Raw genomic sequence first — 25,755 nt, 5'->3', positions numbered from 1 at the left:
TCACCCCTCAACCACCCTATTATACTAGAGCGGACTGAGGGGTTTCAAATGTTATTCTGATCCTTTTTTCTCTTCAAGCATTTCTTCCGGCGGCGCGGCTGTTTTTTGGCCGTCCGAATCAGCCGTCAATTCACCTGCGGATCTGTTTTCTTTCCGCAGCATTTTAATTTCGCGCTTCAGCTTCATCACTTGAAATATGCCGGCCGAAAACACGATCAGCGCTCCCATTAACACAGAACCTAAAATGACTAAAATCAGCGGCCATTCAGCGGTTCCGAACAGATAATCAACCTCAACCGCCCGCACGTTAATGACAGCAAAAATGGCGACAATCAGAGTAAATAGTAATGCGAATATAATAGTCCATTGTTTATTCATGCGTCTGCCCCCAATCGTTCACTCTTATCTTTTCCCCCATTTTCCCGGGAGTAAACCCCGGTCTCAGGAAATCCGGGCCGTTAACTGCTCGCGGACCAGCTTTTTCAGTCCGCTTCTTTCTCCCGATATGACGAGGGTGTCCCCTTCTTCAATTACGGTATCAATGCCGGGGCTCAGCTGTTTTTGCCGATTTTTCTTTACGATCGCAATAATCTGGACGTTGTAATGTTTCTTGATCTCCAAATCTCCGATTGTACGGCTGACAGCCGGTGCATGAGATTCGGCTTTAAACCACTCAATGACGAGGCCATCAAGCGCGACTTCCACAGATTCCAGCGCTTTCGGCTTATACGTCATCCCGCCTAAAATAGCGGAAATCTGCCTCGCCTCTTCGTCGTTAAATTCAACGCATGCCAAGCATTCGTCATGATCATTCTCATCGAAGTAATAGAGCTCTTTTCTGCCGTCATCATGAAGAATAATACTGATTTTATCGTGATTTTTCGTAATGACTTCTACTTTCTGGCCGATGCCCGGAAGCTCCGACTCACGAACGTTCATAAGAACCCTCCTACATGTTTTTACAATGATGATTGATTATGTAAGCGTATGTCATTATAGCAAATGCAGGTTTTAAGTTCAATGCGGCCTGAAAAAACAGGCTGCCTTCTGCAAGACAGCCTGTTCCCATTTTACTCTTCGATTGATTTTTTCCCTTTAAATTCTTTTCCTTTCCATACAAGCCACAGCTGCGCGGCGATGTAAAGAGAGGAATAAACACCCGTCAATAAACCGACCAATAAAGCGACGGAGAAGTTTGTAATTGACGATGAGCCCAAAATGAGCAGCACGACGACAACAATCACAACGGTCAAGACCGTATTGATCGAACGTGTAAAGGTTTGCTGCAAGCTCAGATTCACGATATGTTCCAGATCGGCAAATGACTTCGGCTTACGTTTTTTCATCTGCTCACGTATCCGGTCAAATGTAACGATCGTATCATTTATCGAGTAACCGATTATGGTGAGTACAGCGGCGATAAAGGTGACATCGACCTCCAGCCTGGTAATGCTGAAAAACGCGACGATAAAGAAAGCGTCATACAGCAGGGATACAATTGCGGCGATTGCCATTCTGTACTCGAAACGGATTGACACGTAAATAATGATGCCGATTGATGCAATGGCGACAGCATATAAAGCATTACGGGCCAGTTCTTTTCCGACTGTCGGCGATACCGTGCTGACGTTCGGTTCAGATCCGTATTTGTCCTTAAAGTACGTTTTGATTTCAGCGATTTTTTCTTTAGACGGCTCTCCGACAAACCGGGCCGCGGCAACATGGTTCTCTTTACCAGAAAGCACGATGTTTTCCGGCTCCATGCCGAGAGAATCAAAATCTTTTTCAACCTGCTGCGCCGTCAAAGAATGATTGCTCTGCACGTCAATCCGCGCGCCGCTTGCAAAATCGATTCCCAGGTTGAGCTTAAAGACCAGTAAGATGATAATTCCCGCAATGGTTACAGCGCTTGAGAAAATAAAGAAATATTTTCGCTTGCTCGTGAAATCCCATTTTTGGAATGCCGTATGCGGTTCAGTATTTTCATCCGTTTTTTGAATGTCCATAATATGTTTTTTCTTGACGCCGAACCAGCCTTTTTTCCGGTCAAGCCATCTGCTTTCCACGAGAAGAGAGAGCAGGAATCTTGAAAGGAAGACAGCTGTAATAAAGCTTGTCAGAATTGACAAAATCAGCATCGTCGCAAACCCTTTTACAGAGCTTGTCCCGAAAATAAAGAGTACGACCGCTGCGATGATCGTTGTGATGTTCGCATCGAAAATCGTCGCGAATGACCGTCTGTTCCCTGAACGGAAAGCTGAGCGGACGGATTTGCCGAGTTTCAGTTCTTCTTTTATCCGTTCATAGGTGATGATGTTGGCGTCAACCGCCATCCCGACACCCAAAATGAGCGCCGCAATACCCGGAAGCGTCAGCACCGCCTGCATCCAGTCAAACACTTGAAGCGTAATATACACGTATACAGAAAGCGTAATTACCGCTATGAGTCCAGGCAGTCTGTAATAAAGCAACATAAATAAGAAAACAATTGCAATACCGATGATGCCGGCCTCTACCGTATCATGCAAAGCCTGCTGTCCGAATTGCGCCCCTACGGAAGTAGAGTATTTTTCGGTCAGTTTCACAGGCAGCGCGCCCGCGTTTAAAATATTGGCCAAGTCCTTTGCTTTTTGAACGGTGAACTGGCCTTCAATCGTGACATCCTTTGTATTTAGTTCCCGGCTCACATTCGGAGCGGATACATATTTCGGATGTTTTTTGCCGACTTCTTTTTTAAATGAATCGCCTTTTTGGTAATCAAGCCAGATCACAAGCTGATTATTAGGCGCCATTTTCTTGACTTTTTTCGTCACTTCTCCGAACTTATCCGCATCCTTCAGCTTAACGCTGACAATCGGTTCGTTCGTCGTCGGATCAAAGGTTTGCTTCGCGCCGTTTTCCACGAGATCAGAGCCGTTTAAAAGCTCTTTATCATTCGTATCCCTGAACGAGAGCTGCGCTTCCGTTGACAGAATTTCGCGCGCCCTGTTCTGATTCGTGACGCCCGCCAGCTGAACGCGGATGCGGTTATTTCCTTCAATCTGAATGTTCGGCTCGCTTACGCCGAGAACGTTAGCCCGGCGGTTCAGCGCCTGCACCGTGCTGACGAGCACGTCTTTTGTGATTTTATCGCCTTTTTTGACGGGCTGCACATCGTACAGAACTTCAAACCCGCCGCGTAAATCCAATCCTAACGTAATATTATTGGCAGCCGGTTTTGTAAAATACCCCAGCCCTGTGCCGATCAATAATACGATCAGGAAAAACGCAATCAAGCGTCCTTTTTTCATTATGTATTTCCTCCTTAAACCTATGCCGTCAAATCATTATCTCAGCAGTTCATCTAAAGCTTCCTGACCCTCATCGCTTTCCAGCCAATTAGACGACTTAAAAGCTTCAACGGTTGCATAGTTCATAAAATCGCCAATTTTAACTGATAAAATATGACCGGCCAATTCATGCAGCGGCAGTTCCTTTTTCTGTTTCCACTTTTTATGTATTAAGTATGACCATAAACTCTCGTGCTCAACATCATCGTATCCGAGGATTTTGAACTCTTCAAGTTTACTGTACAAAAAAGGCCGCAAATGATCTTTGTATATTTCGGCGGGATGTTTCTCCACTGGGCGCTCGCTCCTTTTTCCATTTTTCTCGAAGACTTGTCATGCTCGGACGACATCGGCGCATATCTTTATTGTATATGATTCCAGGTAGTTTGAGAAGGCAGGGGTTTATAAAATGGCAAAACAGACTTTTTTAAGAGGCACTCTTATTCTCATCGCAGCCGGGATGATTACGAGAATGCTCGGCTTTGTCAACCGGGTGGTTATCGCCCGGTTTATCGGTGAAGAAGGGGTCGGTTTATACATGATGGCTGCCCCGACATTTTTTTTGGCCACCACTTTGACTCAATTCGGCCTCCCCGTTGCCATCAGCAAACTTGTCGCTGAAGCAAGCGCGCGGGGGGACCGGCAGAAAATGAAACACATTTTAGTGATGTCGCTTACCGTCACCGGGATATTAAGTCTCATCTTCACGCCGCTGTTTTTATGCTTTGCGCCGATTATGTCCGAAACGATGCTGACGGATCAGCGCACGGTTTACCCGCTTCTGGCGATTACGCCCGTCGTGCCGATTATCGCAATCTCCAGCGTGCTGCGCGGTTACTTTCAGGGCAGGCAGAATATGAACCCGCTGGCGTTTTCCCAAGTGCTTGAGCAGATCGTGCGGATTTCACTTGTCGCGGTCTGCACGACGGTGTTTCTGCCGTACGGGATTGAATATGCCGCAGCCGGAGCTATGATTTCGTCTGTCATCGGGGAGCTTGCCTCTCTTATTTATTTATTCATTTGTTTTAAAGCAAATAAAACAATCAGAATCAGAAAACAATTTTTCAAGTCGATTGCAAATGGAAAAGAAACCTTCCGCCAGCTGATGAGCGTGTCGCTCCCGACAACCGGAAGCCGCTTCATCGGAAATTTATCTTGGTTTTTTGAACCTATTGTCGTCGCGCAGAGCCTTGCGATTGCAGGAGTGGCCACCGCTGCCGCCACCAGCCAGTACGGGGAGCTGACCGGATTTGCCATGACGGTTTTGACGCTGCCCAGCTTTATAACCTATTCTCTGTCAACGGCGCTTGTTCCTGCGATCAGTGAAGGAATGGAGCAAAAAAAGCTGCAAGTTGTCGAATACCGTCTGGAACAGGCGATGAGGCTGTGTCTTTTAAGCGGAGGCATTTCGGTGGTTATTTTATTCTCTTTCGCTGATGAACTGATGTCCGTCATGTACGGATCAACTAATGCAGCGGTATTTGTTAAAGTGATGGCGCCGTTTTTTCTGCTTTACTATTTTCAGGGGCCCCTTCAGGCGGTGCTGCAGGCTCTCAATTTAGCCGGGGCCGCCATGATGAACAGTTTTATCGGCGCCGCTGTCAAAACCGGCCTGATTTTTGTTTTGGCGACCAGGCCTTCATTGGGCATCATGGGCGCCGCACTTGCGATTGTAACGGGGATGGTCCTTGTCACCCTGCTGCATGCGTCCACCGTAAGCAAGGTGCTTCCGATCAGCATTAAAATAAAAGAATACGCGCTCTGTTTTGCCGTTATATTCATTTGCGGTTATGTCAGCCGCATCATCAAGCACGCCGTTCATTTTTCAGGGTCAGAGGCTGTTAATCTCACAGGCTGGATTGCAATGACCGCGATTTTGTACATTGCGCTTCTTCTGTTATTCAGGCTGATTAAAAGGGAAGAGCTGATCCGGATTCCGGTCATCGGCAAGTTCGTGACGCGGTAAAACCGATTTATGGCTCCCCTTTTTCATCTTTAAGATCAATAAAAAAAGCGCCGTCCGTAAACGTGCAGAATGATATAACCGAAAGATCGCGATATCCTCTTTTTGCTAAATTTTTTTCGAGCCAGTGTTTATCTTTCCCGATTCTGTCCAGATGCTCGTTCTGAATGACCCCGTCAACGATAAGCGATGTTTCCATCTGCTTATCCTTATTAGTTTTCTTTTTGACGATCGACAGTTTGCCCGAAGACTCCAAAATGGCGTATGACACGTCAGAGATTCTATCGATGTTATTTTCCCTCAGCTGCATAAGAAGATCGTCAAAATTGTAGCGCTGCGATCTCATCGCCCGTTCATCAATTTTTCCCTGTTTTATAATAATGGTGGGTTTTCCGTCAAGCAGCTGCCGTATTTTTTGGCTTTTGAGCGAAATAAAAGCAAGGCTTACTTGAATAATCATTAAAACGACAATCGGCACAATTGTATGCAAAAGCTTATCTTTTACATTTTCAATTGCCAATACGGCAATCTCGGCAATCATAATGGAGACGACAAGGTCTAAAATGCTCAGTTCTCCGATTTCCCGTTTTCCCATCAGTCTGAAAATCACAAGAATGATAAAATAAAGCACAATCGTACGAAACGTAATAATGATAATATCTTCCATATCGCACCTCCAACGGTCATAGCATTTGCCATCGGCTCTGAATTATGTAAGAAACGGGCTGAACATCATGCATTTACGTCTAATTCGAACATTCAGAGAATACATTTAGAAAAAGACGGGCTCCGGCTTGTCATATATCAGGCCGCAGGGGCGGAGAGGAGATAAAAATGGAAGAAACGAAACAAGTGGGAAGAGGCGTCTTGTATGGCTTAGTGGCTATCTTTGCGGTGATGCTTCTTACGAGTTTGGCGATTTCGCTTTTACTGACGGTTACCTCAATGGAAGAATCATCTTTCAGCTGGCTGATCACCGCGCTTTCCTTTCTTTCTTTATTTGCGGGCGGTTTTATATCGGGCGGCAAAGCGAAGGAAAAAGGCTGGATGATCGGGGCTTTAACCGCCGTCTGTTTTTCATTAATCATCTTGCTGTTTCAATATTTAGGGTTCGGAAAAACGTTTACATCCGGTCAGCTTTTGTTTCATCTCGGCTTTTTGGGAGTCAGCATGCTGGGCGGCATTTTCGGAGTGAATTTGAAAGGAAGCAGATCAGCGTAATAAAAAAAGAGCGGATTCTCCGCTCTTTTTTTGTATGTATGAGCTTCGCTGTTATTCAGCGGAAGCTTCTCTGATTGCGCGGCGGTCAAATGTTAAACGGGTGTTATCACCTGTTTTAATGACGACCTTGCTTTCATCAATTGAATCAACAGTGCCGTGCAATCCTCCGATTGTCACCACTGTATCCCCTTTTTTCAGCTCTTCCTGCATCTGGCGTACGGCCTTCTGCTGCTTTTGCTGCGGACGGATGAGCAGGAAATAAAGCACTGCAAACATTAAAATAATAGGAACGATTGTGCCTAAAGTACCCATCTGTTTCCCTCCTTTCAAGAATGGTTTTATTTAGAAGCTTTTCGCATTTGGCTTATTATAGCCGTAACGCTCAAAGAACTCTTCTCGGAAATCACCAAGACGATCCTCCCGGATGGCTTGTCTGACCTGCTCCATTAAGTGTAACAGAAAATGAAGGTTATGGTAAGTTGTTAATCGAATTCCAAACGTTTCATTACAGCGGATCAAATGTCTGATGTAAGCGCGGGAGTAATTTTGGCATGTATGGCAGCTGCACTCTTCGTCAATCGGACGGAAATCACGCTCATATTTGGCGTTTTTCATGTTCAGACGCCCTTCATTCGTAAACACCGTGCCGTTTCGGGCAATCCGGGTCGGCAGTACGCAGTCAAACATATCCACGCCGCGGATGGCGCCGTCAATTAAGGCATCCGGTGAACCCACACCCATTAAATATCTCGGCTTGTCCTTCGGTAAAAGCGGAGTTGTAAACTCAAGCACTCGGTTCATGACGTGCTTCGGCTCGCCGACAGATAATCCGCCTATGGCATAACCCGGAAAATCAAGCGAAACCAAGTCTTTTGCACTTTGTGTCCGCAGATCTTCGTATTCTCCGCCCTGTACGATTCCGAACAGCCCCTGCTCATCTGAGCGCCCGTGCGCCTCCAGGCAGCGTTCCGCCCAGCGGCTGGTCCGTTCCACAGAGCGTTTCATGTAATCATACTCTGCCGGATACGGCGGACACTCATCAAACGCCATCATGATATCAGAGCCGAGGGCGTTTTGAATTTCCATCGCTTTTTCCGGAGATAAAAACAGTTTGTCTCCGTTTAAGTGATTGCGGAAATGAACGCCTTCTTCTTCTATATTACGAAACTTGCTCAATGAAAAGACCTGAAAACCGCCGGAATCCGTTAAAATCGCGCGGTCCCAGTTCATAAACTTATGAAGCCCGCCCGCTTCTTTTACAATGTCATGTCCCGGGCGGAGCCATAAATGGTACGTATTGCTTAAAATAATGCCCGCATCCATAGATTTCAGCTCGTCCGGAGACATCGTCTTTACCGTAGCAAGCGTGCCGACCGGCATAAATACAGGCGTCTCAAAGGAGCCGTGGGGCGTATGAACTCTGCCCAGGCGCGCTCCCGTTTGTTTGCATTCCTTTATAAATTCATAACGTATCGGTTGTTCAGCCACTTTGTATGAGGCCTCCTGTCATTCAAATTAGATAATCAGCATGGCGTCGCCAAAGCTGAAGAAACGATATTCCTCTTCTACCGCATGACGGTAGGCGGAAAGAACATGCTCTCTGCCGGCAAGCGCAGAAACGAGCATGATAAGCGAAGATTTCGGCAGATGAAAATTGGTGATCATGCCGTCAATCGCCTTAAATTCATATCCCGGATAAATGAAGATGGACGTCCAGCCGCTTGAAGCGGTAAATACGCCGTCATGCTCGCCTGCAATGGTTTCCAGGGTGCGCGTTGATGTCGTCCCGACCGACACGATGCGCCCTCCCGCCTTTCTGACCTCGTTTAAAGAGGCGGCGGTTTCTTCCGTCATTTCATAAAATTCCGCGTGCATGTTATGCTCTTCCACATCATCCGCACTGACCGGGCGGAATGTGCCGAGTCCCACATGAAGTGTGATAAATTCAATCCGCACACCCTTTTGCTTCAGCTCGTCCAGAATCTCTTCCGTAAAATGAAGTCCGGCCGTCGGAGCTGCGGCAGATCCGATTTCTTTTGAAAAGACGGTCTGATACCGTTCTTTATCATCAAGCTGCTCTTTAATATAAGGAGGCAGCGGCATTTCACCGAGTGATTCAAGCACTTCGTAAAAAATCCCGTCATACCGGAATTCTATTTTTCTGCCTCCGTGATCAAGCTCCTCCGTGCAGACCGCTGTCAGCCGGCCGTCGCCAAATGTCAGGACCGTTCCTTTTTTTACGCGTTTCGCCGGCTTTACGAGCGTTTCCCATGTATCATTTTCTTCCTGTTTTAATAACAGAAGCTCCACTTTCGCCCCCGTATCTTCTTTTGTGCCGAATAATCTTGCAGGCAGCACACGGGTATTGTTCAAGACGAGGCAATCCCCTTCATTAAAAAAGCTTACAATCTCTTTAAATGAACTGTCCGTCAGCCCGCCCGTCTGTTTGTCGAGCACCATCAGCCGCGATGCGTCACGCTCTTTCAGCGGCACTTGGGCAATGAGGCGTTCAGGCAGTTCAAAATCAAATAAATCGACTTTCATCATTTCACCTTTATTCTGTCTATTGTTATTTCATTCTGCCGAAAAAATTAAGCAGAATGGATAGTATCACACTGATCACAATACAAGTGACAACGGGAAAGAAAAATGTAACATTTCCCTTCTTAACGAAAATATCTCCGGGCAGCCTTCCGACAAAGTGCCAGACTGCGCCGGCAATAAGCAAAACGGCACCGAGAACCATGAGAACCTTCGGAAAGTCAGTCACGGGCGGGCGCCTCCAATCGAAAATGTTCATACACAGCCGGAGTCACGACCCGTCCCCTCGGCGTCCTCTGGAGAAATCCGATCTGCAGCAGATACGGTTCGTACACATCCTCTATTGTATGCGGTTCTTCGCCGATTGTCGCGGAAATCGTATCAAGGCCGACGGGGCCGCCGCTGAATTTTTCGATCATGCCCATCAGCAGCTTATGGTCGATATGGTCAAGGCCGAGCGCATCGACTTGAAGACGTTCGAGCGCGTCGTGAGCGATTTCTTCCGTGATGCGGCTGTCGCCGAGCACCTGGGCAAAATCTCTCACCCTTCTGAGAAGCCGGTTTGCAACCCGCGGCGTTCCCCTTGACCGTCTGGCGATTTCCAGAGCCGGAGCTTCTTCGATATCCACTTCAAAAACGTCAGCCGTTCTTGACACGATATCTGTCAGCTCTTCCTGCGTATAGTATTCAAGGCGCGACAGCACCCCGAACCGGTCTCTGAGCGGTGCGGTCAATAATCCGACCCTTGTCGTCGCTCCTACAAGCGTAAAAGGGGGAAGGTCGAGACGGACGGAGCGGGCGGACGGGCCTTTTCCGATGACAATATCAAGGCAGAAATCCTCCATCGCCGGGTACAGCACTTCCTCAATTGAGCGGTTCAGCCTGTGAATTTCGTCTATAAACAGCACATCCCCTGGTTCGAGCGCCGTCAAAATGGCTGCCAAATCTCCCGGTCTTTCGATGGCGGGACCTGACGTCGTCCGCATCTCCACACCCATCTCATTGGCCACGATAGACGCAAGCGTTGTTTTCCCGAGACCCGGAGGCCCGTATAAAAGAACATGGTCCAGCGTTTCCTGCCTCATTTTCGCCGCATCGATAAACACGCGCAGATTTTCTTTCACCTTCTTTTGGCCGATATACTGGGCGAGATTCTGCGGCCTGAGGCTTTGCTCGATTATTGATTCATGGCTGTCTGCTTCACTTGAAACGAGCCGTTCATCCATGAACATCACCTTACTTTAATAATTTTTGCAATGCTTTTTTCACATATTGATCTGTTGAAAGCGCCGTTTCCTCTTTTAAGTGAGGAAGCACTTTTTTAATTTCTTTTTCGGCGTAGCCGAGAACCCGGAGCGCTTCAAGCGCCTCGTCAAGCGCCGTTTCAGCCTCTTGTTTTTCAATGCGCGCTTCATGATTGAACAGGTTGTCAATCATTTCAGGCACGACGTCGGCCAGTTTGCCTTTCAAATCAAGAATAATCTGCCGCGCCGTTTTTTTGCCCACACCCGGAAATTTCACCAAAAAGGCTTCGTCTTCCTGTTCGATCGCTTCGATGACGGCTCCGGGATCACCGGAACCGAGGATGGCGAGCGCCCCTTTAGGCCCGATGCCGGTGACGTTCAGCAGCTTTGTGAAAAGCGCTTTTTCTTCCCGGGTTGAAAAACCGTACAAAGAAAAGGCGTCTTCTTTTATATGATGATACGTAAAAATGGTCTCTTGATTGCTTACCTTATAAATAAACGGATTCGGAGTGAAGACCTGATAGCCGATTCCGCCGTTTTCAATCACGATGTATTGGGGAGATACGTAATCAATCGTCCCCTTCACGAATTCAATCACACCTATTCACCTCTTTGACTGCTTATCATTGTAACACAAAAACAGCCAAAGTCTTATAGAAAAGTTAACGTATGTTCGCTTTGACACCTTCCATTCAGAAAAAAAAGACATGTGTCACATGTCTTGCGTCAAAGTCAGCCGCTGTAAGTCTTAATATGATCGATCACGCTCTCAAACTCCGCTTTTGTTCTGTACGGTATGCCGTGTTCCAAGTGCTTTTGCAATCGGCTTTCCAGCCTTTCTATATCAATCTGGAAGAAAGACTGAATCGGCTCGGCCAGCGATCCGGGACGGCCGTGAAAAGTGGAGATGACGCCTCCGTCCGTGACGCCGATATAACCGTTAATCTTACTGAGCGGAGAAATATCATCAACATGCTTACGGAAAAGGACGAAGCCTTTTTTCTGCTCAACGAGCGTCCAGCCGGCATATGCGGCCCAAAAATCCTCCATCGCTAAAACGGTTTCATCCGTATGTTCAATGCCGACATCACCGTCAAGATAGACCTTTTCCAGCTGGACATGCACCCGAAGCGGCCCGTAATGCTCGACCTCCGCCCCGTATGCGCCTTTTCCTCCGCAAATCAGGACTGCAGCTGATAAGATAAGCATAAACAATAGACGAGCACCGCAAATTCGTTTCACCAATAACACCTCTTTATTCAATCAAACTCTTGATGCTAGTTTGACCAAAGATGCCGGTGCTTAACCGTTTTCTTTCATTGTCTGTTTCAGCCGAAAAAAGCAGCTCTCTAAATGAGGGCTGCCCCGATGATTATGCCCGGCCGTCTGAAATCAGTTTCATTTGTCCGGGCGTCAGTTTGAGCCGGTATCCCCTTACGGTCAGATACACAGTTTTTGTTCCGCGGCTTTTGTCATGCTCCGTTTTTTTCATCCCGGCCCCTCCGTTACGTTTTATTACTTTTATGTTAACACCGCAATATAAAGAGCGTTTTAAGAATATGTAAAGAAATGATGAAGCTTTATCCATAAAAATACTGCCGGATGAAATCATCCGGCAGTCCGTTTAACGGCTGTTTCTGTTCATGTCTTGCAGCTTTGTAAAAGTAGCGTTGTCGGTAAACACTTGAATTGTACGGCCGTCCGCGAATTTTTTGGCCGCATGTTTGACATGTTTATCATCATTTTTCGTAAAAGGATGATTTGTTCTGACGGCAATGACGACTCTCGTGTCAGTCACGATGACCTGACTATCCTGTACGCCTTTTACTTTTTTCACGCGGTTTGCAACTTTTGCCGCCAACCTGATGTTTTCGGCGTTGTCATACCCATTATAAGACATTGCTGCCGGCGGCGTATTGACATTTCGGCCGTTATATGTGCCGTCCGTCGTTAACGGAACCCCGTCATTAGGGGCGTACTGGTCGGACACGTTTGTCGTATTATGACGGCCGTTTCGGTTTTCCATCATTTCAGAAACGGGTCCTTGATGGTCCATTCCGTACTGGCCTCTGCCGTTACCATTATCATTCGAATAATATCCGACCGGACGTGTTGACTGATTGTAGCGTCCGTCATTCATGGCATTATTTGCTCCGCATGCCGTTAAGCTTGCCGTCACGGCTAAAACGCCCGCGATCGTCATCAGTTTTTTACCCAATGGAAAAACCCCCCGTGGATTCATCGCTGTTTGAGCGTTTTCCGCTCATGTTTAGGATGTGCGGCGGGCGGCGGGTTTAAGCTTGTCAGTTATGTCCATTCCTCAGTTGGACATAAAAAAAGGAACGACATACATCGTCCCGAAACATTAATCTTCTTCTTCCTCCGGCCGTCCGAATACTTGATTTGGACTCGGCTGATTCGGCGCGACATTGGGATTTGCTCCGCCGTAAGGCATAAAATGTCCTGCGTTTGCACCCATATTCGGATACGGCTGCACAGGCATATTTGCGTGATGGTGATGTGAACCGTGGTGGTGATGATGGTGATGATGTGAATCATGGCAGCCGCAATCATCATCCTTATATTTTCCATCATGATGAGGGGCGTGTGCGTAATGTGACGAATATCCGCCGTAATACGGCATTTGACCGTAAGGAGCACCGCCGAAACCAGATGCAGAACCATCATAATGCTCTGCATTTTCATGGGCCTGGTTTTCATATTCACCGTAACCCGCTTGCGGCCCAAATCCCGGATGATGGAATCCGTACGGTAACGGCATCGGCATGACCGGAAAGCCTCCGAAACCTCCTCCAAAACCGCCGAAACCTCCGCCTACCGGGAAGCACGGATGGCATAATCCAGAACCCGGCAGCATCGGTGTCACCGGAACCGGACAAGGACAAGGCATGCACGGCATCGGGTAATGCATAAAAGGCGGTTCAACGGCCGGCATATTCGGAAACGGGACATTCGGAATGTTTGGCATGTTCGGCAGATGATAAGCGGCGTTTTCTTCTTCCATCTTTCCGGCTTCAGGCGCCTTTGGCATATTCGGGTAATTCGCGTTTTCCATGTTGATCATTTCCTCCTGTTGTGGAATGTTATTGTCATGCTCTTTTTCTTTCGGCTCGACAAAATGTGTCACCGGTTCCTCCGGCTTAGGAGGCGACCACGGCTGAAACAGCTGATTGGACGGGTAATATTGGTTCATATCAGCTTCCGGCAGCACATTTTCATGCTTTTCAGGGATTGGCGGCACATAAGGAATCGACGGCTTTGGTTCTTCCGGTATGGTGTCTTCAATGTCCACAACTGATTTCGGTTTTTCTTTGGCATATGGATGCTCATGCTTATGCGCAGACGTTCCGAAGCCGGCCTTAGGTTCTTTTCTGACCGGAACGGCTTCTGAAGGCACCTTTATCTTCATTCCAGGCATAATTAAGTCTGGATTGCTAAGCTGATGATTCAGTTTTTTTAACTCTTCAAGATCAACTCCGTATTTTTCAGCTATTTTCCAGAGCGAATCGCCTTTTTGAACGATATGAATTTTCAACGTTTTCCCCTCCTATGCACAAAACGTGAACGGTACATTTGTCATTACAATACGTTTCTTCACACTATATGCCGATGGACTGGGCATGATGATAAAAAATTTGGGAAGGAGGGGAAATTTTTATAACTACGTATGACTCAGCATTCTGTTCAAAGCACGAAGCGCTTCTGTCCGAACCGCTTCCGGAACTTTAATGACACCCTTCAGCTCGCCTTTTTCAAGCTGCTCAAGCGACCACAATAAATGCGGCAGATCGATTCTGTTCATTGTCAGACACGGACACATATCGGGATTCAATGATTCAATCTGTTTATCCGGATGCGATTGAATGAGGCGCTGAACAAGATTCATTTCCGTTCCGATCGCCCACTTGCTTCCCGGTTCAGCCTGTTCAATCGTATCAATAATGTATTTGGTAGACCCGCTGTCGTCACTGAGCGAGACCACTTCCCTCGAACATTCCGGATGAACGATAATGCGGATGCCGGAATCCCGCTGCCGCAGCTGAGAAATATTTTCCGCTGTGAACTTTTCGTGTACGGAGCAATGCCCTTTCCAAAGGATGACTTTAATGTTTTCCGGATGGTCAGTAAGCAATCGGTTCTGCCCCGGGTCCCATACAGCCATTTCTGTCAGCGGAATGCCGAGATCATAGGCTGTATTTCTGCCTAAATGCTGATCCGGCAAAAATAAAATTCTCTCTTTTTGTTTAAAAGCCCATTTCAGCACACTCCGGGCATTCGAAGAGGTGACGGTCGCTCCTCCGTGCCGTCCGACGAATGCTTTAATTTCCGCCGTCGAGTTAACATATGTTAACGGAATGATGGTGTTACCGTACAGTTCTTGAAGCTCTTGCCATGCTTTGTCCGTCTGCTGAATATCTGCCATATCAGCCATCGAGCATCCGGCGCGCATATCGGGCAAAATGACGGTTTGGTTATCATCAGTCAGCATATCAGCGGTTTCCGCCATAAAATGCACGCCGCAAAACACAATATATTCCGCCTCTTTATTTTTTTCTGCCACTTGAGCAAGCTGCAGGGAGTCACCTGCCGTATCGGCGAATTGTATTACTTCGTCTTTTTGATAGTGATGCCCCGGAATGAACAGGCGCTTTCCGAAATCCCGTTTAATGGCAGCGACCCGCTTCTCCATTTCTCCGGTGCTCATGTCTTTATAATGGCTCGGCATCATTTCGGCTGATGCAGTTAACACGTCAAAAATAGACATCTTAAAAATCCCCCTGTTCCGCAGCCTCAACATCCATGCTGATGTCGGCGCTTTTTACTGAATGAGTCAGAAATCCGAGTGAAATATATTGGACGCCCGTTCCTTTATAAGCGGGCAATGTGTCGAGCGTTATGCCTCCGGATGCTTCCGTTTTGATATGGCCCGGTGTCATGCCTGCAAAACGCCGGACGGACTCAGGCGGACAGTTGTCAAACATAATAACGTCTGCGCCCGCTTCTATTGCCTCGAGCAGCTGCTGTTCGGATTCGATTTCGACTTCCACCGCAAGCATCTGCCCCGCCGTTTTTCTTGCCCGCTCCATGGCCGCCTTTATCGATCCGCAGGCGGCAATATGATTATCTTTTATCATGATGCCGTCATATAAGCCGAAGCGATGATTAAAGCCGCCTCCGACCCGAACGGCGTATTTTTCCAGCATTCTGAGCCCGGGTGTCGTTTTTCTCGTATCACAAATCTTAATGGACGGATCATCAAGACGCCTTTTGGCCTCATCCGTCATTGTCGCAATGCCTGACATTCTTTGTAAGAGATTCAGAATGACCCGCTCCCCCGTAAGAAGAGCCGCCGCCTGGCCTTCCATTTCAGCGAGCACGTCTCCTTTTTTCATCCGTTCTCCGTCTTTTTTCAGGGAGCGGATGCGGATATCATCGTGTAAAAGCTTCCATCCTTCACGGATAACGGCTTCTCCGGCAAACACGCCATCTGTTTTTGCGATGATTCGCGCTTTACATTGCTGATCAGAAAAAATCGCTTGTGACGTCGCATCACCCGTTCCGATATCTTCCTGAAAAAAATGAGTCAGCATTTGTTTCAGCTGCAGAATGTCCATAGTTCCCCAATCCTTTCGTTTTTTCTGATAACTGTTCCAGATGTTGAATGAATGATTTGTTTTCCGTGCCACTCTTTCTCCGTCCCGGGAAAATCAGCGCGAAAATGAGCTCCCCTGCTTTCTTCCCGAATAAGGGCTGAGGTCACAACAAGTTGCGCAGTCTTCCATAGGCAGGATAGCTCGGCTTGTTCTATTGTGATTTCCTTCACATTTATATGACGCACAGATACGTTGTTAAGCCAGGATGCCAGCGCCTGCATGTTTTCTTTTTCCCTGACGATGCCCGCTCCGGTTGTCATTTTGGCTTGGAGCACATGAAGCGTTGTGTCCGGCACTTCTAAGATGACGTCAAATTTCTTCGGGGTTTTTTTATATCTTCCGTTTAACGGTGTTTGAATGATATGTTCAGCACATCGTTGCCCGCTTGCCAGCGCTTCCAGCAGTGAGTTGCTCGCAAGGCGGTTCGCCCCGTGCAAGCCTGTGCAGGCGGTCTCGCCTATAGCGTACAAATCAGGCACGGACGTTTTCCCCCATGTATCGGCTTTTACTCCGCCCATTAAAAAATGCATTCCGGGTGCTACGGGAATTCCGCTTTCAAGATCAACACCGGCTGTTTGACAAATTTCTGTTATGGTCGGAAAACGTTTCTTAAAATCGGCTATTCGGCTGCAATTTATAAAAACAGGATTTTCTCTCATCATTTCTTCATAAATCGCCCGTGAAACCACATCCCGGGGCGCCAAATCTTCTAGTGCGTGTCTGCCAGCCATGATCCTGCGCCCGAAGCGATCCGCTAAATATCCGCCTTCTCCTCTCACTGCTTCAGAAATCAGACCGTACACAGTCCCGTTTTTCACAAGGAGGGTCGGGTGGAACTGGGTGAACTCCATATCCGTGATCTCAGCTCCAGCGCGGAAGGCAAGAGCGATGCCGTCTCCCGTTATGGCGGAATCATTTGTGTGATATTGGTACAGACTGCCGCAGCCGCCTGATGCAAGCACTACACAATCCGCTCTTCTGTAAGAAACGGCGCCTGAAGCATCCTTTACGGCAACGCCTGCGCATCGCCCGTGTTCAATCAGCAGATCAACAACCGTCTCGTGTTCAATGATCCGAATGCCGTCCCTCAGCTGCTGAACCAGAAACTCAACCAACATCCGTCCGGTCGCATCTCCCCCGGCGTGCAGAATCCTCCTTTTGGAATGAGCGCCTTCCCTGCCGAGACAAAACGTTCCGTCCGACTTCGTATCAAAAGGGAAATGGCCTTCTATCAGCCTGTTTATCATGCTCTGTCCGCTTTTCAGCAAATGCCGCACGGCTGTCACGTCATTGTGTCCGCATCCCGCATACAGTGTATCGTTCACATGGGATTCTATCGAGTCATCTTTTGCGTATGAAACAGCAATCCCGCCTTGAGCATAATGCGAATTGCTGTTCGTTACGTTTCTCTTTGTGATGACGGTCACTTGGTATGACGGAGGAAATGAGGAAGCACAGGCAAGGGCCGCCGTCCCCGAACCAATGACGATAATTGTTTTTTCAGACATACATCACCCTCCTGTTATATTTACACCTGTCTTGACACCTATATTTACACAGCGATAAAATAAACTCAAGCTTTTTTTTAACATAAACGGATAGGAGACGGGCTGTATGATTTATCTTGATTACGCGGCGGGAGCGCCTTTAAGCAAAGAAGCCGCAAAAGTCTTTCAGCATCTCAGCACAGAGGTATACGGCAATGCAAGCAGCCTTCATGACGCCGGAGGAAGAGCGGCGGACGTGCTGGAATATTGCAGACATTCTGCAGGAAAATTGATCGGCGGAGCCGCAGACGGCATTTACTTTACAAGCGGCGGAACGGAAGCGAACATCCTGGCCGTCCAATCATTGCTGCACGGTCTGCCCGTTCACAAAAAACATTTTATTACGACCGCAATGGAACACCATTCGATCCATAATGCCGCGGCGTTTTTAGCTGACCGGGGAATTGATGTCACCATCATATATCCCGACGAAAACGGCCTTATAACCGAGGACATACTGGCGGCTCATATCCGTCCTGACACGGGGCTCGTTTCCATACAGCACGCCAATTCAGAAACCGGCCTCATCCAGCCTGTGGATCGCCTGGCCGCTTTTCTTCACCAGAGAAACATTTTGCTTCATTGCGATTGTGTTCAAAGTTTCGGCAAACTGCCGATTGATGCGGATCAGGCGGGAATCGACGCCCTTTCCGTCTCCGGTCATAAAGTATACGGCCCGAAAGGCACCGGGGCTGTTTACATTCGGCCCGGTGTCAGCTGGAACCCGGTTTATCCGCATACCGTGCATGAAAACGGGTTCAGGCCCGGTACGGTGAATGTGCCGGCCATCGGCGCTTTTACCGCTGCTGCGGAGTATGCAGTGAAACATATGGAGGAACACCGTGAGCATGCTGACAGGCTGAGGAATTATTTGTATGACCAAATTCGGCGTCAAGGCCTCCCCATTTCATTTTCAGAGGAAGAAACCGGCGGTGAATGCCTGCCCCACATTGTCGGGTGTTTTTTTCACTCCTTTGAAGGACAATATATTATGTTAGAATGTAATCGTAACGATATTTGCATCTCAACCGGGAGCGCATGTTCCGCCGGCAGCCACGGCCCTTCTTCAGCTATGAAGGCGCTGAGAAAAACCGAACGGGAAGCGCGGCAGTTTTTCCGAATCTCATTCGGAAACGAAACAACATGTGAACAGCTCGATATGCTGATACATACATTTACGGCGCTGTGGGAGCAAAAGAAAGGAGAATCAGCAATTTGACAGAAGGAACGAAGCTTACTGGGGAGAAAAGACGCGACATGCTGCTTCATTGGCTGAAAGAAGCCGGCTCGCCATTAACAGGAGGCGAATTGGCCAAAAAAGCAAATGTCTCAAGACAGGTGATCGTGCAGGACATATCACTCTTGAAAGCAAAAAACGAGCCGATCATCGCGACGAGCCAAGGCTACTTATACATCAGCATGAATGCCGGCGGCGAAAAAAATGCCGAACGGATTGTCGCCTGTCTGCACGGCCCGGAGCGGACGGAAGAAGAGCTTGAACTCATTGTCGATGAAGGCGTCACCATAAAGGACGTCATTATTGAACACCCCGTATACGGCGATTTAACCGCCGCCATAAGAGTCAGCACACGGAAAGAAGTCAAACAATTCATGGATCACATTAACTCGACAAATGCCGCTTACCTTTCACAGCTGACCGGAGGCGTGCACCTCCATACGTTAAGCGCCCCGACAAAAGAGCGGATTGACCAAGCCTGCCAAGCGCTGGACGACGCGGGTATTTTAATAAAAGATTAAAAAAAAGCCCCCTGAAGGGCTTTTTTTATATCGAATAGGATTGATATGTTCCCAGAAGCTTGACCCGGCAGCCGAGGGCTTCCATCTCTTGAACGGCACCGGGAATGAGAACCTGATCCATCGCCTGTTCAATATCAATAATAAAGAAATAGTTGCCGAGACCCGTTTTTGTCGGGCGCGATTCGATCTTTGATAAATTCAGGTTTCTCCATGAAAAAGCGGACAGCACCCTGTGCAGCGCACCTGATTGGTCATCTTGGGGAAGCGTTACCATCATCGTCGTTTTCGGCCGTGAAGACAGTTTCGCATTCACTTCGAATGAGACGTCTTTTTCAGGCGAAAGAATGACAAATCTCGTGTGGTTGTCCTGATAATCCTGAATATCCCGCTTCACGATGCTCAATCCGTATGTAGCGGCGGCCATTTCATTTGCAATCACGCCGATCGGAAGGTCCGAATGCTCACTGACATACTTGGCAGCCGCACCTGTTGACTTCGCATACTCATAAGGAACGGACGAAAAATGCCGGTGAAGAAATTTGTGGCATTGCGCAATCGCATGGGAATGAGAATAAATTTTCTCAAGCTTTTTCCACTCATTTTCTCTCGAAGGGTGAACGAGCAGATGCTGGTGAATCGGCAGCGTCATTTCCCCCACGATCGCAAGAGGCTGCTCATGAATCAAATAGTCAATCGTTAAGTTAACCGAACCCTCCAGCGCGTTTTCCAAAGGAACAAATGCAAGATCAACTTCTCCCGCAACCGCCGCATCCATGCATGCCGGTATTGTTTGATAAGGTACTTGTGTCACGCTGTTTTGAAAGCAGGAACTGACTGCTAGATGTGTAAATGTGGCTTCTGGCCCTAAATAACCGACTTTCATGTCTCTTCTCTCCTTACGCGCCTGACCCTAAGATCTCAACTTTTTCTATAAAATCAAATTTTCTCAGTTTATTCATTAACGTATGAATGTTTTCTTCCATTGCGGACGTACTGATTGAGAGCGTGACATTCGCCCTGCCCTGAAGCGGAATCGTCTGGTGAATGGAAAGCACGTTGCTTCCTGAGTCAGCCACCGCCTGCAAAAGCTGGGATAACGCGCCTGACCGATCCTCCAAATGAAAGAAAAGTGTGATTATTTGTTCTTTAACCATCGTGTAAAAAGGGAAAACCGCATCTCGGTATTTGTAAAAAGCGCTTCTGCTTAAATCAACTTTCTGCACGGCATCTGCAACCGATTCAGCCTTTTTTCTGTCGAGCAGCTTTTTGACTTCAAGGGTTTTCCGCATCGCATCAGGCAGAACGTCTTCACGCACTAAATAAAATGTCTCTTCTTTCACCTGCACCCCTCCCTTTTACATCAGAGAGCCTGCATTGCAAGCTCTCCGTTTTTTTAATCAATAAATTCAAATTCAAATTCCAGAAGCCGGATGATATCGCCGTCTTTAGCACCGCGTTCTCTGAGCGCTTCATCAACGCCCATACCGCGCATCTGTCTTGCAAAACGCTTGACGGATTCGTCACGGGAGAAGTCAGTCATTTTAAAGAGGCGTTCCAGGCTGTCACCTGAAAGCACAAACGCACCGTCCGGATCACGGGTAATGTTAAATGGAATTTCTTCATCTTCCATCGTGTACATCACGCGGTTTTCCGCCAGTTCTTCTTCATCATACAGCGGGAATTCAGGCGTTGTTTCCAGCTGGTTGGCGACTTCAAACAGAAGATCGCGGAGCCCTTCTCTCGTCACCGCGCTGATCGGGAAGACAGGGTGATCATCCTGAAGCTTTTCTTTAAACGCTTTAAGATTTTCAGCCGCCTCGGGCATGTCCATTTTATTCGCAACGATAATTTGCGGACGCTCCGTCAGCCGCAGATTATATTCACTGAGCTCCTGATTAATGGTCACATAATCCTCATACGGATCACGGCCTTCCATCGCTGACATGTCAATGACATGAACGATGACACGCGTCCGTTCGATATGGCGGAGAAATTGGTGGCCTAAGCCGACTCCTTCGTGCGCTCCTTCAATCAAACCGGGCAGATCCGCCATGACGAAGCTTCTTCCGTCATCCGTTTCCACCATGCCCAGATTCGGAACAAGCGTTGTAAAATGATAATCGGCAATTTTCGGCTTTGCCGATGAAACGACAGACAGAAGCGTAGATTTTCCGACGCTCGGGAAGCCGACGAGACCTACGTCTGCAAGCACTTTCAGTTCAAGCACGATATAGCGCTCTTTTCCGGGCTCTCCGTGCTCTGACAGCTGCGGTGCCGGGTTGGCCGGTGTCGCAAAGCGGGTATTTCCGCGTCCGCCGCGTCCGCCTTTTGCGATGACGGCGCGCTGCCCGTGCTCAGTCAGATCGGCAATGACCTGTTTTGTATCGTCATCCGTTACGACTGTGCCGGGCGGAACTTTAACAACCATATCGTCCGCATTTCTGCCGTGCTGGTTTTTAGACATGCCGTGCTCGCCGCGTATCGCTTTGAAATGCCGCTGGTACCGGAAGTCCATGAGCGTGCGCAGTCCTTCATCAACCTCAAAAACGACGTCGCCTCCATTACCTCCGTCACCGCCGGCAGGCCCGCCTTTCGGCACATATTTTTCACGGCGGAACGCAACCATTCCGTTACCGCCGTCGCCGCCTTTTACATATACTTTCACCTGATCTACAAACATAATATCCTCCGTTCTAAACCGTAAAAAACCGCTAGTTCATTCCAATTTCGGCCACACATTCATGGCCGGTCAGCTCAAATTGCATGACATCAAAGTCCTCATACCGGGATTTGCGAAATTCATCAAACACATCTGCATTTGCAATCGTTCCATGAAAATCGAGATATACAATAAGCTGTCTGTCAGGGTGATCCGTCTGCAGCGATACGGTCAGATGATTTTCACTTTCATTGTTTACCGCCAGACCGAACAGATGAAACAGTTTTCTCATCAGGTTCGACAGCTTTTGATCATATGCCGATAAATCTTTAATTTCTCCGAGCACTTCGTATTCGAGCCTCATATAACGGGACTTCCAATTAAATGTAAGAAAGTCAAACGCCAAGTGCGGGGTTTTCAGGTTTGAGAGCTTTGATTCGTGCTTTGCATCTATGACCATTTCGTCAATAATTTCAACGACCCTGTCATACTTCTGCAAACTTAAGTTTCCTTTTATCAGCTGCAGCTTATTCATCCAATCATGACGGAAATGGCCCATTAATTGGATCAGCTCATTGATCAGAGCCGCATCGCTTACAGGTTCTTCTTGTTTCTTCGATACATCCTTCATTTTCGCACTCCCAATCGTTTAATTTCTTTTTAGGAGTCTTGATAAGTGTGTACTATGAATTATAACAGAGAAGGCTTTGTTAAAAAAACACTTGTTTTTCCTGGTTCATCATGTTCCTTTTTCGGATCGCATACAATGCGGATGCCAGGCAGAAACATTTTTGGTATCACTGCTTGGGGAACATATCCAGTGGGTATGGGAAGCTGATGTCCTCATTCAAGGCGGGGTTCACTCACGCATCCTCTGCTTTTCATTCTTGATGTTACTCCGCTTACTGCAAAAAAAACTCCAGTCAACGACCGGAGTTTTTTGTGTCATTATTGAGCTACAGGATATACGCTCACTTTTTTGCGGTCACGGCCGAAACGTTCGAATTTAACAGTTCCGTCGATTTTAGCAAAAAGAGTGTCATCTCCTCCGCGGCCCACGTTTTCACCTGGGTAGATTTTCGTTCCGCGTTGACGGTAAAGGATAGATCCGCCTGTTACGAATTGACCGTCTGCACGTTTAGCGCCTAAACGTTTAGATTCAGAGTCACGTCCGTTCTTTGTAGAACCTACACCTTTTTTAGAAGCGAAAAACTGAAGATCTAATCTAAGCATGTAACTCACCTCCTATATTTGGTTTGCAGTCAACCGTAAGTGTTCACTGTAATCCCGCTCGATCGTTTCAAGAGAAACAATCATGCCTTCAATCAGCAGCTGCGCTTTTTGCAAAGCTTCCTGATCAGCGGCTTCAGGGAATTCAAAGTAGAAATAACCCCCGTCCTCGCCTATATCAAGAATCGGTTCGAGAGGAGCCAGCGCGATAACCGCATTGACCGCTCCGAAAACGACAGCCGTGACCCCGGCGCATACGAGATCTCGTCCATGTTCAGCAAAATCGGCATGTCCCGTCATTTCAAAGGACAAAATGCCCCCGTCATTCCGGGATCTTCGAATTGTTGCCTCAATCATGCTTACGCGTTGATTTTTTCGATTGTCAATTTAGTATAAGGCTGACGATGACCTTGTTTTTTATGAACATTTTTCTTTGGCTTGTAACGGAAAACAGTGATTTTTTTCGCACGGCCTTGTTTTTCAACTTTAGCTGTAACTGTCGCGCCTGCAACTGTTGGGTTGCCGACTTTCACGCTGTCTCCGCCAACAAACAATACGTCTTCAAACGTCACTGTTTCACCTGCTTCAGCAGCAAGTTTTTCGATGTAAACAGTTTGACCTTCTTCAACTTTGATTTGTTTTCCGCCTGTTTTAATGATTGCGTACATTCTCTGCACCTCCTATTAGACTAAGACTCGCCAGCAACAGGGGGCTTTAAAGCTCTTATCACCTGTCCCGAGCGGTTGTAGCATTGGTGCTACATCCATAACATTAAAAAATATATCAGAACCAAAAGGATATGTCAATCTATTTCTAGTAAGGCAGCAGCAGGTCTTCCATAGAGGAATCTGTCCGTTTATCGGCAAAATACGCATGAAGCACTTCATTTTCATCGAGCTGGCTGAGCTTTTCGCCAGCTTTTTCAACGATAATGGGGTGCTTGCATCCCCGTTTGAATTCGGCCATGACATGCTTCACTTTGGCATCGGCCGCGACCGTCAAAGGATGCAGCATGGTGACATCACGGTTTTTGCCGTAGTATCTCTCCAAAAGAAACCTCAGCTGAATATAATGCCGCTTCCGGTATTCATCCCATAAAGAAGCGGCGAGAAAGACGAACAGCACCCATGCGCTGACCTGAAGGGGGACGGCCAGCACAATCCAGCAGCAGAGCAAAAGCGCGGAAACGGCCGATGTCTGCAGGCTGAGGAGATGCGCTTTTTGAAAAGCCATTTGTTTAGAAAAGTATAAAAACACAAACTTTCCGCCGTCAAGCGGCCAGATCGGCAAAAGATTGATGAAAAGAATGGAGAGATTATAAAAGGTAAACATCTCAAATGTCTGCTCACTTGCAAAACCTGACATGAAAAAGAGCCAGGCTGCCGCCTGAAGCCACACATGCTGAAGCGGGCCCGCCAGGATGACCGCAAATTCCTCTTTAAGCGGCCGGTTTCCGTGCTCCTCCACCTCAACCGTCCCGCCGAAAGGGAGCAGAAAGATTCGTTTAATGCGCCACGAAAAAAACACAGCCAGAGCAGCATGCCCCAGCTCATGAACGGATACGACCAGCAAAAGACACAGCAGCGCTTTGATGTGCCCCGTCATAAGACCAAGCCCCATGATAATCCAAAGAAAAGGATGGACATGAACTTTGAAAAGGAGGCTGAGCCATTTATTCATCAAAAGTGATCACCTGGATCGGATCTATGAATTTATCGCCATCCTGGATCGCGAAATAGTACTGGCCTTTACTTTTATCGTTGAGCTTGATCGAACCGATCTTTTTCCCTTTATCGACAAAGTCATACAATGAAACGTTAACATCTTTTAGCCGGCCGTAAATGCTGCTGGTATTGTCGGCATGCTGCACCTTCACCGTCAGTCCTGTTTTTTTATCTTTGCTCACTTCCATAATGTAGCCTTCTTTTACGCTGTCAATGGCTTCGCTGGCGGTTTCGACGACGACGCCCTCTCCGTTATTTTGAAAGTCCTGCTGGATTTTCCCCGCGGCAGGAACGGCCATATCCTGACTGACCGCCACCTGACCGTCCTTCTTTTTCGTTCCCGGCGTAAGAAAAGCGAGCGGGTTTCCGAAGGAAGATACGAACCAATTGCTTACGGCAGCAAACTGAAATTCTTTTTGAAAGGTTTGTGCGATCGCCGGTTTGATCTGACTCAGCGGCTGTTTGTCGGTTTTATAGGCAATAGCGGAGATCAGTACGAGACAGGCGGCCAGCAGGCATTTTAAAATAATAGAATGAGCGCTGATCAATGGATGCCGTCCGTTAAATTCGGGCGGGTGTTCCGTTTGATATTCGTAGTCCGGTAGAAGCTTGTGCTTTTCCTGCTCCTTGACCGTCTGCCACGCGGGAAAATTCTGTGTTTGGGCGTTTTGAACGAAAGTAAGTTTTGATTCAGGCCGCTGTTTTCTTCTTTTGGCCAGTCTTTTTCTAATTTCATCAGCTCTGTGACTCATCGCCATCATCCTTTGCAATCGTTGGGTTTGTACATCCTATGTCTTGTCCATTGCAAATATGCGCTCTTGAAAAACAAAAAAGACCTGATAAGCTGGGCTTCATCAGATCTTT

The 25,755-nt window shown here is 47.7% G+C and carries 31 protein-coding genes and 1 other annotated feature; of the genes, 4 read left to right on the top strand and 27 right to left on the bottom strand.

Going from position 1 to position 25,755, the window contains the following annotated elements:
• Positions 1-51: 51 nt before the first annotated feature.
• The 4 genes from CXL14_RS10395 to CXL14_RS10380 form a co-directional block, all read right to left on the bottom strand.
• Entirely contained in the window at positions 52-378 is a 327-nt protein-coding gene (locus tag CXL14_RS10395) for a LapA family protein (RefSeq protein WP_014418528.1), read from the bottom strand.
• A 63-nt stretch (positions 379-441) separates the two neighbouring features.
• A complete protein-coding gene (locus CXL14_RS10390; RefSeq protein WP_014418529.1) occupies positions 442-939 on the bottom strand; it encodes a cation:proton antiporter regulatory subunit in 498 nt (165 codons plus the stop codon).
• Positions 940-1,070: 131 nt separating this feature from the next.
• A complete protein-coding gene (secDF, locus tag CXL14_RS10385) occupies positions 1,071-3,290 on the bottom strand; it encodes a protein translocase subunit SecDF (protein WP_014418530.1) in 2,220 nt (739 codons plus the stop codon).
• Between the two features lie 36 nt (positions 3,291-3,326).
• Positions 3,327-3,623 carry a post-transcriptional regulator gene (locus tag CXL14_RS10380; RefSeq protein WP_014418531.1) on the bottom strand — a complete coding sequence of 99 codons (297 nt, stop codon included), beginning with the start codon at positions 3,621-3,623 and terminating at the stop codon, positions 3,327-3,329.
• A gap of 115 nt (positions 3,624-3,738) precedes the next feature.
• Between CXL14_RS10380 and spoVB the strand changes: the two genes are divergently transcribed.
• Positions 3,739-5,295, top strand: coding sequence for a stage V sporulation protein B (gene spoVB, locus CXL14_RS10375; protein WP_014418532.1), 1,557 nt, complete (start codon positions 3,739-3,741; stop codon positions 5,293-5,295).
• 7 nt (positions 5,296-5,302) lie between these two features.
• Here spoVB and CXL14_RS10370 read toward each other — a convergent pair whose 3' ends face one another.
• Entirely contained in the window at positions 5,303-5,959 is a 657-nt protein-coding gene (locus CXL14_RS10370; RefSeq protein WP_014418533.1) for a DUF421 domain-containing protein, read from the bottom strand.
• Between the two features lie 167 nt (positions 5,960-6,126).
• Between CXL14_RS10370 and CXL14_RS10365 the strand changes: the two genes are divergently transcribed.
• Entirely contained in the window at positions 6,127-6,513 is a 387-nt protein-coding gene (locus CXL14_RS10365) for a TIGR04086 family membrane protein (protein WP_003152697.1), read from the top strand.
• Between the two features lie 51 nt (positions 6,514-6,564).
• Here the strand turns inward: CXL14_RS10365 and yajC are convergent, their stop codons facing one another.
• From yajC to nadB, 13 genes are all read right to left on the bottom strand, one after another.
• Positions 6,565-6,825, bottom strand: a complete 261-nt coding sequence (gene yajC / locus CXL14_RS10360; RefSeq protein ID WP_007408187.1) for a preprotein translocase subunit YajC — start codon at positions 6,823-6,825, stop codon at positions 6,565-6,567.
• Between the two features lie 30 nt (positions 6,826-6,855).
• On the bottom strand, positions 6,856-8,001 hold the full coding sequence (gene tgt / locus CXL14_RS10355) for a tRNA guanosine(34) transglycosylase Tgt (RefSeq protein ID WP_014305500.1): 1,146 nt from the start codon (positions 7,999-8,001) through the stop codon (positions 6,856-6,858).
• 27 nt (positions 8,002-8,028) lie between these two features.
• Positions 8,029-9,057 carry a tRNA preQ1(34) S-adenosylmethionine ribosyltransferase-isomerase QueA gene (queA, locus tag CXL14_RS10350; RefSeq protein ID WP_003152692.1) on the bottom strand — a complete coding sequence of 343 codons (1,029 nt, stop codon included), beginning with the start codon at positions 9,055-9,057 and terminating at the stop codon, positions 8,029-8,031.
• Positions 9,058-9,082: 25 nt separating this feature from the next.
• Positions 9,083-9,283 carry a DUF2905 domain-containing protein gene (locus tag CXL14_RS10345; RefSeq protein WP_003152687.1) on the bottom strand — a complete coding sequence of 67 codons (201 nt, stop codon included), beginning with the start codon at positions 9,281-9,283 and terminating at the stop codon, positions 9,083-9,085.
• Positions 9,276-10,280: a Holliday junction branch migration DNA helicase RuvB gene (gene ruvB / locus CXL14_RS10340; RefSeq protein ID WP_003152685.1), complete on the bottom strand. Its 1,005-nt coding sequence runs from the start codon at positions 10,278-10,280 to the stop codon at positions 9,276-9,278. The genes CXL14_RS10345 and ruvB overlap by 8 nt, the downstream gene beginning before the upstream one ends.
• A 10-nt stretch (positions 10,281-10,290) precedes the next feature.
• A complete protein-coding gene (gene ruvA, locus CXL14_RS10335; protein ID WP_003152683.1) occupies positions 10,291-10,896 on the bottom strand; it encodes a Holliday junction branch migration protein RuvA in 606 nt (201 codons plus the stop codon).
• A gap of 134 nt (positions 10,897-11,030) precedes the next feature.
• Entirely contained in the window at positions 11,031-11,540 is a 510-nt protein-coding gene (locus CXL14_RS10330) for an intercompartmental signaling factor BofC (RefSeq protein WP_014418534.1), read from the bottom strand.
• A gap of 130 nt (positions 11,541-11,670) precedes the next feature.
• Entirely contained in the window at positions 11,671-11,790 is a 120-nt protein-coding gene (locus CXL14_RS20655; RefSeq protein WP_373925908.1) for a hypothetical protein, read from the bottom strand.
• Between the two features lie 132 nt (positions 11,791-11,922).
• Positions 11,923-12,516 carry a YhcN/YlaJ family sporulation lipoprotein gene (locus tag CXL14_RS10320; protein WP_014721606.1) on the bottom strand — a complete coding sequence of 198 codons (594 nt, stop codon included), beginning with the start codon at positions 12,514-12,516 and terminating at the stop codon, positions 11,923-11,925.
• A 147-nt stretch (positions 12,517-12,663) separates the two neighbouring features.
• The gene (gene safA, locus CXL14_RS10315; protein WP_014418537.1) at positions 12,664-13,854 is read right to left on the bottom strand and encodes a SafA/ExsA family spore coat assembly protein; all 1,191 of its coding nucleotides are present in this window, start codon (positions 13,852-13,854) and stop codon (positions 12,664-12,666) included.
• Positions 13,855-13,980: 126 nt separating this feature from the next.
• A complete protein-coding gene (gene nadA / locus CXL14_RS10310; RefSeq protein ID WP_014418538.1) occupies positions 13,981-15,084 on the bottom strand; it encodes a quinolinate synthase NadA in 1,104 nt (367 codons plus the stop codon).
• Position 15,085: 1 nt separating this feature from the next.
• On the bottom strand, positions 15,086-15,934 hold the full coding sequence (gene nadC, locus CXL14_RS10305) for a carboxylating nicotinate-nucleotide diphosphorylase (protein WP_014721607.1): 849 nt from the start codon (positions 15,932-15,934) through the stop codon (positions 15,086-15,088).
• Positions 15,916-17,481, bottom strand: coding sequence for an L-aspartate oxidase (gene nadB, locus CXL14_RS10300; RefSeq protein WP_014418540.1), 1,566 nt, complete (start codon positions 17,479-17,481; stop codon positions 15,916-15,918). The genes nadC and nadB overlap by 19 nt, the downstream gene beginning before the upstream one ends.
• Before the next feature lie 106 nt (positions 17,482-17,587).
• On the opposite strand from nadB, the gene CXL14_RS10295 reads away from it, so the two are divergent.
• The gene (locus CXL14_RS10295; RefSeq protein ID WP_101287785.1) at positions 17,588-18,739 is read left to right on the top strand and encodes an IscS subfamily cysteine desulfurase; all 1,152 of its coding nucleotides are present in this window, start codon (positions 17,588-17,590) and stop codon (positions 18,737-18,739) included.
• Positions 18,736-19,278, top strand: a complete 543-nt coding sequence (locus tag CXL14_RS10290) for a transcription repressor NadR (protein ID WP_014418541.1) — start codon at positions 18,736-18,738, stop codon at positions 19,276-19,278. The genes CXL14_RS10295 and CXL14_RS10290 overlap by 4 nt, the downstream gene beginning before the upstream one ends.
• 25 nt (positions 19,279-19,303) lie before the next feature.
• Here CXL14_RS10290 and pheA read toward each other — a convergent pair whose 3' ends face one another.
• From pheA to CXL14_RS10245, 9 genes are all read right to left on the bottom strand, one after another.
• Complete coding sequence (gene pheA / locus CXL14_RS10285; RefSeq protein ID WP_014418542.1) at positions 19,304-20,161, bottom strand: prephenate dehydratase; 858 nt, start codon at positions 20,159-20,161, stop codon at positions 19,304-19,306.
• Positions 20,162-20,174: 13 nt separating this feature from the next.
• Positions 20,175-20,618 carry a transcriptional regulator ThrR gene (gene thrR, locus CXL14_RS10280; RefSeq protein WP_007408173.1) on the bottom strand — a complete coding sequence of 148 codons (444 nt, stop codon included), beginning with the start codon at positions 20,616-20,618 and terminating at the stop codon, positions 20,175-20,177.
• Between the two features lie 53 nt (positions 20,619-20,671).
• Entirely contained in the window at positions 20,672-21,958 is a 1,287-nt protein-coding gene (gene obgE / locus CXL14_RS10275; RefSeq protein WP_007408172.1) for a GTPase ObgE, read from the bottom strand.
• Between the two features lie 31 nt (positions 21,959-21,989).
• Positions 21,990-22,568, bottom strand: a complete 579-nt coding sequence (locus CXL14_RS10270) for a sporulation initiation phosphotransferase B (RefSeq protein ID WP_014418543.1) — start codon at positions 22,566-22,568, stop codon at positions 21,990-21,992.
• Between the two features lie 317 nt (positions 22,569-22,885).
• Positions 22,886-23,170 (bottom strand): 50S ribosomal protein L27, encoded by a 285-nt coding sequence (gene rpmA / locus CXL14_RS10265; protein WP_003152662.1) that lies wholly within the window; start codon positions 23,168-23,170, stop codon positions 22,886-22,888.
• Between the two features lie 12 nt (positions 23,171-23,182).
• Positions 23,183-23,524 (bottom strand): ribosomal-processing cysteine protease Prp, encoded by a 342-nt coding sequence (locus CXL14_RS10260; protein ID WP_012118103.1) that lies wholly within the window; start codon positions 23,522-23,524, stop codon positions 23,183-23,185.
• A 2-nt stretch (positions 23,525-23,526) separates the two neighbouring features.
• Positions 23,527-23,835 (bottom strand): 50S ribosomal protein L21, encoded by a 309-nt coding sequence (gene rplU / locus CXL14_RS10255; RefSeq protein ID WP_003152660.1) that lies wholly within the window; start codon positions 23,833-23,835, stop codon positions 23,527-23,529.
• 13 nt (positions 23,836-23,848) lie between these two features.
• Positions 23,849-23,922 (bottom strand) — a sequence feature (ribosomal protein L21 leader region).
• A 58-nt stretch (positions 23,923-23,980) separates the two neighbouring features.
• Positions 23,981-24,847 carry a M50 family metallopeptidase gene (locus tag CXL14_RS10250; protein ID WP_014418544.1) on the bottom strand — a complete coding sequence of 289 codons (867 nt, stop codon included), beginning with the start codon at positions 24,845-24,847 and terminating at the stop codon, positions 23,981-23,983.
• The gene (locus CXL14_RS10245; RefSeq protein WP_014418545.1) at positions 24,840-25,643 is read right to left on the bottom strand and encodes a M23 family metallopeptidase; all 804 of its coding nucleotides are present in this window, start codon (positions 25,641-25,643) and stop codon (positions 24,840-24,842) included. Before CXL14_RS10245 ends, CXL14_RS10250 begins: the two co-directional genes overlap by 8 nt.
• Positions 25,644-25,755 lie beyond the last annotated feature (112 nt).

Source organism: Bacillus sp. SJ-10, assembly GCF_002843505.1.
Lineage (GTDB): Bacteria > Bacillota > Bacilli > Bacillales > Bacillaceae > Bacillus > Bacillus velezensis.
The sequence above is the reverse complement of the archived record's forward strand: the minus strand, read 5'-3'. Positions and strand labels throughout refer to the sequence as shown.